At 38.8% G+C, this 11361-nt stretch carries 8 protein-coding genes and 1 other annotated feature; all 8 genes read right to left on the bottom strand.

Annotated elements, in window-relative coordinates; genetic code table 11:
* Nucleotides 1–424: hydrolase (locus U0M88_RS09745; RefSeq protein ID WP_331869689.1), on the bottom strand; the 424-nt coding region annotated here is incomplete at its 3' end.
* Nucleotides 417–566 carry a hypothetical protein gene (locus tag U0M88_RS09740; RefSeq protein WP_168964523.1) on the bottom strand — a complete coding sequence of 50 codons (150 nt, stop codon included), beginning with the start codon at nt 564–566 and terminating at the stop codon, nt 417–419. The genes U0M88_RS09740 and U0M88_RS09745, both read right to left, overlap by 8 nt.
* Before the next feature lie 520 nt (nt 567–1086).
* Nucleotides 1087–2844, bottom strand: coding sequence for an aspartate--tRNA ligase (gene aspS, locus U0M88_RS09735; protein WP_331869688.1), 1758 nt, complete (start codon nt 2842–2844; stop codon nt 1087–1089).
* Entirely contained in the window at nt 2841–4151 is a 1311-nt protein-coding gene (hisS, locus tag U0M88_RS09730; protein WP_331869687.1) for a histidine--tRNA ligase, read from the bottom strand. The genes aspS and hisS overlap by 4 nt, the downstream gene beginning before the upstream one ends.
* Before the next feature lie 39 nt (nt 4152–4190).
* Nucleotides 4191–4380 (bottom strand) — a binding site (T-box leader).
* A complete protein-coding gene (locus tag U0M88_RS09725) occupies nt 4376–5101 on the bottom strand; it encodes a YebC/PmpR family DNA-binding transcriptional regulator (RefSeq protein ID WP_168964520.1) in 726 nt (241 codons plus the stop codon). Its footprint overlaps the feature before it by 5 nt.
* A gap of 46 nt (nt 5102–5147) precedes the next feature.
* Nucleotides 5148–6098 (bottom strand): PhoH family protein, encoded by a 951-nt coding sequence (locus tag U0M88_RS09720; RefSeq protein ID WP_272000551.1) that lies wholly within the window; start codon nt 6096–6098, stop codon nt 5148–5150.
* A gap of 41 nt (nt 6099–6139) precedes the next feature.
* Nucleotides 6140–6319, bottom strand: coding sequence for a 30S ribosomal protein S21 (gene rpsU, locus U0M88_RS09715; RefSeq protein ID WP_016318853.1), 180 nt, complete (start codon nt 6317–6319; stop codon nt 6140–6142).
* A 152-nt stretch (nt 6320–6471) separates the two neighbouring features.
* Nucleotides 6472–11316: a Cna B-type domain-containing protein gene (locus tag U0M88_RS09710; RefSeq protein ID WP_331869686.1), complete on the bottom strand. Its 4845-nt coding sequence runs from the start codon at nt 11314–11316 to the stop codon at nt 6472–6474.
* Nucleotides 11317–11361: the final 45 nt, after the last annotated feature.

The raw sequence follows: 11361 nt of genomic DNA, 5'->3' as shown, positions 1-11361 counted from the left end.
GTTTCATAAATGGCGTGATCATATATACGCTTTTTTCACCATGACCGTAAGGCATCTTGTCATCAAATTCATAGAAAGGAACCTGTACCCATTCCCCATTGACTTTTTTATTGCGAACACTTTCTTTATAGACATTGATCTTGCAGACATCATGAAGCAAGCTGACAATCGCAATCGATTCATCACTATACTCCATACCATAAACATCTTTGACCCGGTTTCGGCTTAAATAATCTTTTAAACAGCTAAATACGTGCAGGCTATGATCGACCAGGCCGCCGGGATAATTGCCATGAAAGCGAGTACTGGCCGGCGCTGTGAAAAAATCAGATTTTGCGCTGCATAAATAGTCTAAAAACTCTTGGGATCCATCCCGTTGAATATATTTTTTATAAGTTTCAATAAATTCTTCTTTTCTATTCATAACACTCATCTTTTCTATCAAACAATACTTTATGTATACCCCATATCGTAGCTGCTCCAAAGCCAATCCAGGATACGAACTGCAGGATGGCTAAGATACAAAAATAGGGATCGATCATCATACAGGTAAAAATTTCACTCATGAATATACCTTCTTTCTATGATTTCAGTATAAATCATAATTCGACATCATTTATGTCATATAGTCCCCTGTATTTAATCTATCCCTTGTTTTATAAAAAAAGTCCCAAGGAGCTGAGATCTTTCCCTGTGTGTACAGGTGGGTGACCTGTGTTAAGTCTTAGGATCCCCACTCGTAGCGGGTCTTCAACACAAAATAACAACGTCCGGTCTCCCTTATCTCAAAGTGTAGGAAAAATGCGTTGTCCTTGGGCAGTTTCATCATAGCCGACTTTGACAAATAAAGCAAGTCTTGACATTTTAGAATAGCTATGTTTATTCCTTTTTTGCCGACAAAAATGATTGTTTTTATAGTTGAACTCCCAAGTGAATCGAATATACATTTCATTCTCAAGGAAACGGATTTTGTAAAAATCAAAAACAATCGTTTATCTTATATATGCAATAACATTTGCTCTACAAGAAATAAACAATAAAAGGACACTTACCATGCATTTCATGGTTGTGTCCCTGAATTGAAAATTAGTCTTCGACTTTCTCTTTTTCTGTAATCTGAATGTGCAACTCTTTTAACTGTGCCTGATCAACCGGTGTCGGTGCTTTGGACATCGGACATTTCGCATTGGCATTTTTCGGGAATGCGATAACATCACGAATGGAGTCACTTTCTGTTAAAATCATCGCAATACGATCCAAACCAAAGGCCAATCCTCCATGTGGTGGTGTACCATATTGGAAGGCATCGATAAAGAAGCCGAATTTATCTTTGATCTGTTCTTCAGTAAAACCTAACAATTCAAAGATTTTCTCCTGCAGCTTGTTGTCATAGATACGAAGGCTTCCTCCGCCCAATTCATATCCATTTAAAACGATATCATACGCATTGGCACGAACCGCTTCAATATCGGTATCCAATAAGGAAATATCTTCTTCCATTGGCTGTGTAAATGGATGATGAAGTGCCTGATAACGCCCTAACTCTTCTGAATATTCAAACATTGGAAATTCCGTAACCCACAAGAATGAAAATTCATTCTTTTTCTTTAATCCAAGCTGTATACCAATTTCATTACGCAGGGCACCAAGAACAGTACAAGTTCTAGACCATGTATCACTAACGATAAATACACAATCCTGATCCTTTAGATTTAAAGTTTCATATAATGCTTTTACTTCATCATCTGACAAAAATTTACGAGCCGAACCAGTTAAATCTTGATCTATGGCTTTTAAAACTACAAGCCCTTTGGCTCCATTCTTTTTCGCAAGGTTGGTAAAGGCATCGATTTGTTTTCTGGTGATATGGGCAAAATCTGGTACAACAATGGCTTTGATGCTTCCTTTGGCTTCGACAACTGATTTAAAGACACCAAATTCTGTATGTTCAAAAATAGATGTGATTTCCTGTAATTCCAATCCAAATCGATTGTCTGGTTTATCGCTACCATAACGATTCATTGCCTCTTTATAAGTCAGACGTAGGAATGGAGTTTCAATATCCAAGCCTTTGACTTCCTTCATCAGCTTCTTCATCATTTCTTCCATCATGGTCAAAATTTCGTTTTCGGTTAAGAAGCTGGTTTCAATATCAACCTGTGTAAAGTCGGTCTGACGATCGGCTCTTAAATCTTCATCACGAAAACAACGCGCAAACTGATAATAGCGCTCAAAGCCACTGATCATTAAAAGCTGTTTATAAAGCTGTGGTGATTGTGGTAATGCATAGAAACTTCCCGGATGTACGCGGCTTGGCACTAAATAGTCACGAGCTCCTTCCGGTGTACTTTTTCCAAGCATTGGTGTTTCGATTTCAATAAAGGCATGGTTGTCTAAGTAATCACGCATACTTCGTGTAATCTGATGACGCATCATCAATTTCTTTTGCATAATCGGACGTCTTAGATCCAAATAACGATACTCTAAGCGTGTATCTTCTAAAGCATCGGTTTCGTCGGCAATGATCAAAGGCGTCGTTTTTGCCTCATTGACAACCGTTACTTGATCAACCTGTACTTCAATATCGCCGGTTGCCAAATCCGGATTCTTATCCTTTCGTTCTACGACCGTTCCGGAAACCGATAATACATATTCGTTACGCACATTTTTTAAAGTCTCACTGAATGTTTCATCAAAAAGCAGTTGGCAAATTCCACTGCGATCCCGCAAATCGATAAAATTTAACTGTCCGAAGTTTCTTTTTTTAGAAACCCATCCGACTAAATCCACGTGCTGACCAACATGGCTTAGTCGAAGTTCTCCGTTTGAATGTGTTCGTTTCATTCCTCTTCCTCCTGGTGATGATGTTCATGTTCTTCTTCCATGTGGGCATCCACATAGCCAATCAACGTTTCACGCGCAATAGTTTCCTGCGTTTTCTCTTTCAGGTTTTTGATCGTGATTGTCTGATCCTGTGCTTCCTTATTTCCCAACAACAAAGCAAATTGTGCATGACTTCGATCCGCTGCCTTAAACTGCCCCTTAAAACCACGTCCTAACATATCCATTTCACAGCGATATCCATAGGCTCTTAGCTCTGTTAGGGCTTTAAAAGCATACGTTCTGGCCTCTTCATCCAGACACATCACAAAGACATCCAGATCCGGTTTTTGGCCTAGTTCGATTCCTTCTGCTTCCAAAGCAATCAGTAAACGCTCCATTCCTAAGGCCCAACCGATACCGCTCATGGCTTCCGGTCCACCAAAATATGGAATTAAACCATCATAGCGGCCCCCTGCCAAAACAGTGGATTGTGCGCCCATTTCTTTATTTAAAGAAACGATCTCAAATACAGTGTGTGTATAGTAATCTAAACCACGCACCAGTTGATCATCAATTTCATAGGGAATCTCCAGTTCATCCAATAATGCACAAACTGTATCAAAATAAGACTTACTTTCCTCGTTTAAGTAATCTTTCATTTTTGGTACATGTTTCATGCACTCTTTGTCTTTATCCACCTTACAGTCTAAAATACGCAAAGGATTTTGTTCATAACGACGTTTACAATCCGAGCATAATTCCTCTTTGTAGGGTGCAAAATAATCTTTTAATGCCTGTCGGTAATTAGCTCTGGAATCATCATCGCCTAAAGTATTCAAACAAACCTTTAAGTCCTGTAAGCCTAAAGCCTTTAAAATAGAAAAAGCCAAAGCAATGGTTTCTACATCCGTATAAGGACTTTTATTTCCCAGACATTCTACGCCAAACTGATTAAAGATACGAAGTCTTCCCTTTTGCGGGCGTTCATGTCTTGCCATTGGGCCCATATAATATAACTTAACAGGAAGATCCGGATTGGCATACATCTTATTTTCGACAAAGGAACGAACGACACCGGCAGTTCCTTCCGGACGAATCGTTAACGAAGTTTTTGAGTTCTCCAGTTTGAAGGTGTACATTTCCTTATTGACCATATCACTGGAATCATTTTCTCTTTTAAATACATTCGTGTGTTCAAAAATTGGTGTACGAATCTCATCATAGTTATACAAATAACAGAATTCTCTTAATGTTCTCTCTAAGCTTTGCCAGGCATAGCTTTGTTCAGGAAGAATATCCTGACATCCTCTTGGTATCTGGTACGACATAGTTTCACCTTTCTTTCTATAAAATAAAAAACGCCCTTATATAAGGACGTTTTCACGCGGTACCACCTTACTTCATACACAAAGTGTATGCACTTATGTCTTAACGCGACCAACGATCAGCTTTTCACTGATTTCTCCAAAGTGTCCCATCTGTAACCCATCCGATCTTTTCACCAGCCAGATCTTCTCTACATCTGTTTTACAGATTTCTCTTCTTCAACGAATTAGTTTAAATTATCTACATTATGATATACGTTCTGTACATCATCTACATCATCCAACAATGTCACAAGGCGTTTGAACAAATCCAAATCTTCTCCTTCTAAAGAAACTGTTTCGTTTGGAACCATCTTATTTTCTAGGATTTCAAACTTAACACCCGGAATCAATTCTTCCACAGCTTCTTTGGCATCATCCAACTGTGTCGGATCAACTGTAATTGTCATATATCCATCTTCAATTTCGATTTCTTTTAGATCGATATCTTTACTGATCAGACAATCCATCATCGCTTCTTCATCATCGTACTGAATTACGATAACACCTAAATGTTCATACCCAAAGCTTACAGATCCACCAACGCCTAATTTCGCATGGCTTTTGTTGAAGCAGGCACGAAGGTTTGCAATCGTACGATTAGGATTATCCGTCAAACAATCAATGATAATGGTACTTCCACCACCGGAACCAAAGCCTTCATAACGGGCACTGGAATAATTTTCGTCGGCACTGGATTTTGCCTTATCGATCGCTCGTTTGATAACATCAGCCGGAACGTTATTCGCTTTTGCACGTTCAATGGCTTTCTTTAAAGTCTGGTTCATATCCGGGTTTGGATCCCCGTTTTTGGCAGCTACCAAAATTTCTTTTGAATATCTTGAATAGATCTTAGCTTTCTGGTTCGCTGTTTTCTGCATGGCAGCAGCACGAACTTCAAAATGTCTTCCCATAGTTTCTTTTCACCTCAAATACCTTTCTAGTATAGCCTAAAGACTTTTAATTTTCAATTGTCTCATATCGTTCAATGATCTTTTGTACAAGCGGATGTCGCACTACATCATCCGCACTCATCTGTACAAAGGCAATACGATCGATTCCCTTTAAGATTTGTGTAGCCTGTACAAGCCCCGACTGCTCTTTTCGAATCAAATCGATCTGTGTGACATCTCCGTTGATGATCATTTGTGCATTTTGACCCATACGCGTCAAAAACATCTTCATCTGTGCCTGTGTCGTATTTTGTGCTTCATCTAAGATTACGACAGCTTTATTCAATGTTCGCCCACGCATAAAGGCCAATGGCGCCACTTCGATGACTTGTTTTTCCATGAATCGTTCTACGGTTTCCACACCTAACATATCATATAAAGCATCGTATAAAGGACGAAGATACGGATCGACCTTATCCTTCATATCCCCTGGCAAGAAACCAAGTGATTCTCCGGCTTCTACGGCAGGTCTAGTCAGAATAATCTTTTCCACTTCTTCTTTCTTGAGCTGCATGACTGCATAGCAGACCGCAAGATAGGTTTTACCGGTACCGGCCACACCGGAAGCAAAAATAATATCGTTATGGAAAAACGCATCACATAAGATAGCCTGTCCTAAAGTCTTTGGATAGATCAACTTACCGGACTTGGTCTTCGCGATCGGCTGTAAATGACTGAGATCAAATTGATCTAGCTGATGATTCTTTGCCAAACGACAAAGATAGTTTACATCTTGTTCATTTAACTTATGCTTGGATTCGATTAAATCAAAACAGGTAGAAACTACTTGTTGAATCTCATCAAATTGTTCTGAATCAAACTTGAGCTGCTGATCTCGAAGGATAAAGTCCGTTTTAAAAGCTTTACGGAGCACCTGCAGGTGTACATCCTGATTTCCTACAAAGATCTGTATTGCGTTTACATCATAATTTGATAAATCGATCGTTTTAAATGCCATATGCTTCTCCTAATATAAAAAAATCTGCATAATGCAGATTCTTATTTTCCTCTACGTGCTTTACGTGCAGCTTCAGATTTTAACTTTCTGCGCACACCTGGTTTTACGTAAAATTCTCTTTTTCGGGCCTCAGCAAGGGTGCCGTTTCGAGATACCTGACGCTTGAATCTTCTTAATGCATCATCAAGCTGTTCGTTCTCTTTAAGAACTACCTTTGGCATTTGATAACCTCCCTTCCTGAGCAACAACCAAAAGAATTATAGCAAACTCCCTTTTTCATTTCAACTGTTTTTCGAAAACTTTAGGGGAATAAAACGTATGAAATACCAACGTTAAAGAAGAAAGATGGCAGAGCCATCCTACCATCTTTCTATTAGAACCCTTTTCGTTTGATAAACCAGAGCACAATCAACATCACAATGCTTGTGACAGCCAAGACAATAACCGTAGTAGAACCAAAGGATTCACTGGTTGGTGTAGAAGACTTCTTTTGCTTAGAATAAGAAGGTGCATTCTGTGTATTGGTAATCACAAAACCTTCATCCATGTTTCCCTGCATTGTGCAAGTGTAACCCTCTTGTTCTTGTTCTAAGACATCATACTGTATCTTATGACCATCTATTGGATCATACATCGGTAAGTCTTCAAACGCATATGTCCATCCGCTTTCTTTTGTCATTACCACCGTTTGTAGAGTCTTGTCATCCTGGCATAAAACGATGGTCGCAGATTTTCCTTCTTGACCTACCCATTTCTTGGTTACTGTAATCGTACGAGTGCTGATGTTGGTATTTGTTAGTACAAAACCTTCAATCATATCCCCTTGTACTGAGGAAGAATAATCCGATAATTCTTGTTCCTGTATACTGTAAACAATTTCATGCCCATCTCTTGGATCGTATTTGATCAGATTCTTAAAAGAAGACTTCCATTCATTCGCTTCCTGCAAGGTCAAAGTCTGATCCGTTAAAGTTCCATCTTTGACAAGCGTAACTTGTACAAAGTCCTGTTTCGGCCCAATCCAAACTTTAGAAACAGCTATTTCCCGTTTCTCTGTATTTATATTCGTAACGACAAAACCGTTTTCCATATCACCACGAACAGATGATGTATAATTCTTTCCTGCTTCCTCTTGAATGGAATAGGCGATAGGATTTCCGTTTTTATCATTGACTGGTAAGTTTTCGACACTTGTTTTCCAACCATCGGCTGCCTTTAAGACTACCGTTTGACCTGTATCCTTCTCATTGGCCAAAATATGAACCGACACTTCCTGAGCATTTTGCGGTCCAATCCATTCTTTTTGAAGACGCATCGTTGTTCTTGGTACATCATTTTGAATCACGATCTTTTGTACGTCCCCATCATTTTCCAGTTCCTTGACTGTAAAGTATGTCTTCGCATCCGATTTTACATACCCCTCCGGTGCTGTAACTTCCTGAAGATAATATTTCTTACCAATAAATAAATTCGGAAGTGTGGCAATTCCATCATGGTTTGTTGTAATATCGGACAAAATCAGCGTATCACTTCCATTTTCTCCGGTACCTTCTTCGTATAGATTAAAAGTGGCCCCAAATAATTTATACGAATCATCTTCTATGTTCACTTTTTCCACTAATACATCTCGTTTTGGATACGTTACCTGCACTTCGGTTCGCAAAGCTTCCATAAAAGATGTTCCCTCATTCAAAGTATACGCAAAGGAGTTATATGCCTTGTCTCCATCCTGAATCTTAGGATCATTGACAATTTGATTGTGTGTAACGATATACGCATTTTCTCCCACCGGTATCGTTTGTCCTTTCTTTAGGACAGCCTTGATCATCGTGACCTTGCTCATATCATCGGCCGAGCTTGACCAGTTGGCCTTATAGTTTTCCTGTGTCGTTTGTTTAACCGGATCCGTTGAATAGTAATAATCAAATTTACTATTGTCCTCTATGGAAAGAAGCGGTGTTGTAAATGAAGAACCACGAGCCGGATACTCACCAAGATCGTTATGAACAATCGCATGATCCCCCTTATCCGGTAAGATATCTAGAATTTCCAGCTGATCGATCGGTGCATTGGAGTTATTCTTTAGTACCCATCGATAATCAATATTATCCCCAATCGTTGCCTTGCTGCCAAGAGAGGAGGCATATTTGGAATCCGGCTCCGAAGTCAACTTCACTTCCTTGATAGATGATATAACCTTTGGCGGATAGATGGTAAAGGAAGAAGAATTAAAATTTGTAAACTTTGTCGGATCATCTGGTCGATTGGCTCCATCTTTTAAGATCGTACTCCATACCCCACTTGGTGTCGAATCTTGTAGAATCCCATATTGATTGCCGTTTGGATCCACACCAATCTTATTATTATCGTAAGACATACAAGAATATATAGTATATTTTCCAATATCCAGTCGAGTTGTGACGGTAAAGTTCAAATAGATCCAATTTTCCAGCTTTTGATTCAACGTTCTATTTAGCTTGGGTATATTTATGGATTTTGGCTTGGCGATAACTAAATTCATGCCATCTCTATATCCACGAATGACTTCGACACTTTCAAATGTAATTGTATTTTTTATGGGTTCTAGTCCATCCGGGACTAAATAATAAACATATAAATTTTTCGGCTCTGTTGCCTCAGAAAAATTTCCGATCCTAAAATGTCTGTATGCCACCCTTGTAGAAATTTTATCGTTGGCAAAAAACTGGCTTCCATTTTCGATAGATAGATTAGCATAACAAGTAATTTTTTCCATCTGCATGCGAATAATATCATAGGTCGAGACAGATTGACGACTATCATTTGTGGAAGTAAGCTCAGTATCATCGGCAAACTTATAGTATCTGGTTGTAATCGAGGTATTCCCATAATCGTAACCGCGTTCCACCGATGCCTCTTGGTGTGCATCGAGTTTTTCTTTTAAAGTTTGGTAAGTAGATTCTTTTACACGGCCAATGACATCCGAATAGATGGCATACTTGCAGCGTTCGATTTGATCTTTCCCTTTCAAAGTCACTCCACCATTGGGATAAACAAATTCTACTTTTATATAATTTTCTGTGTTTGAAAGTGTCTGCCAATCTTCACCATCAAAAGAAGCGTCATAGGAAAAATCTATATGGATCGGTACATTATCACTGATCAGCACCTTTTGTCCGGATGAAGTAATTCCATACGCTTTTGTTCCGGTTAATTGCTCCTTCATCCATTTCGCATATTCCTCATTTAAACCTATCACCATTAAACGAATTTGATGCGGTTCCACATAAGAACTGATATCCACCCTGGAATCTTTGATGGTCAATTCGCGAATACTCTCATCTTCTCTATTGGCATTCGATAAAGACCAGTTGCTGATATTTTTTAAAGTATAGCGCATACGATGTGTATACAAATAATCCTTATTATAGGAAATGGTCGTGTACATAAGTTGATTCTCGATTGCTCTATATGACCCATCAATCGATTGATAATCTTTATCAATGATTTTTTCATATTTACTATTTCGCCAATCAGGACTGGCACCAGTTGGTTTTGGTTTGGGTACTTCTTTTAAGACATAATAAGGTATACTGCAGTAACCAGTATTTGGTCCTAAATCATTTTGGACGATACCATTGACAACCGGCTGTACACTAAAATCGACTCTAAATTTTTTTGACTTGTTGGAGGCATCATAACTGGATAAATCAATGCCGCCCAGATCCAAGGTAATTGTTCGATAATATGTATTATATCTTCTTAGAGTATTATCATATCCATCATTAAACTTATCTCTAGGAATATCTCTATAATATCGATTCGTTTCTGGCTCATACATCCAGCCCGTATTTTCTTTCACCTTGGTTCCCTCGGGAATCGTCGCATATAGGCGTCTATCACGTGGATCATTTTCATTCCAATTAACACTGTTGTAATAGGCTATAAAATCCACATACGTACCTTCTTTGATCACAAAATCAGAATCCACTTCTTTAATCAATTGTGATGTTCCAAAAGCATTACGTGGCAACCTTTCGATAGTGGCCTTGGCCTTAATGATCTGGGTACTGTCCTGTGTCAATTTTTTACCATCTTTATTAAAGAACTGTTGGGTGATTATATGTTGTGAATTATTGATAACTTGTCCCGGTATAAGCTTTACACGTAGGGGAGTACCCCCATTGTAGCCGCCATATAAGGTCTTATACGTTAAGACAATCTGATAATCGGTATCCGTTTCTTTGATTTCTAAGTTCTTAAATTTGTCAAAGGACGTGGAAACTTCACTTTCTCTTGGTTTTTGAAACGATGCCTTTGGTAAGGAGACAATGGTATAAGCGCCTTCGGGTACAACGGTATTGTTTCCGGATATAGAAATGTTGTCATAGACTGTTATAATTTCACCACCATAATAAGCATCACTGGTACCGGGTGCTAAATTGATGGAAGAATCATAGTAATCGGTTGAACTGGATGGTTCTTCAACTTCTTCTGCCGGCTGTTCTTCCGGTGTAACTACAGCTTCCGGCCGGATAGTCTCGTTTGTTTCTGTATGGGATACTATCAAAGCGTAAATACTGAAGGAGGAACTTTCAAATGTAATTATTTTTTTATTGCTATCGAACGTTGCAAGTTCTTCTTTTTCAGGCTTAGCATTTTTATCTGGTAAATGATACAAAGTGGCTTTTGTATCTTTGGATAGATCCAGATTTTGCAGGGTAATGGATATCTTTTGTTTTGGTTCTATATGATGCAAGTTCTCTGTATAGAAATCAAAATCAAGCGCGATTACCTCTTCCTTTTTGATGGTTTCATCCTGTGCATATAGAAGATCATAAATCGTATTGACATCTACTTTTTGGATATCCACTTGTATCCCCTGTGGAAATGCACCAGAAGGTGCATTTACTTTTACCGTTGGTCCATCTTTTATATCGATGGACTTTTCAAAGGCAGGAAATTGTTCTTGTTCAACTGGTTCTTCTGCGGTGGTTTGTGGTATTGAAACTTCATGATTTTGACTCGGCTCATTGACCACCGGTTCTTCTACTTCTGGCTCTTCTGGAACAATTGTTTCTTCAACCGGTTCTTCGATGGATTTACCAACATCCGATGGATTGTCTATAGGAATCTTTTCTTCCTGTGCCCATACGTTAAACCCCGGACTGGTGATCGTATTACAGGCCAGTAGTACAGTTGTCAAAAAAGTGGTGGATAATTTCTTAAAACGTTTCATACTCTTTCTCCAATGTCATTAAGTTAAGCAAAACATGATCTTATG

This window comes from Faecalicoccus sp. (assembly GCF_036552745.1).
Classification (GTDB): domain Bacteria; phylum Bacillota_I; class Bacilli_A; order Erysipelotrichales; family Erysipelotrichaceae; genus Faecalicoccus.
The sequence above is the reverse complement of the archived record's forward strand: the minus strand, read 5'-3'. Positions and strand labels throughout refer to the sequence as shown.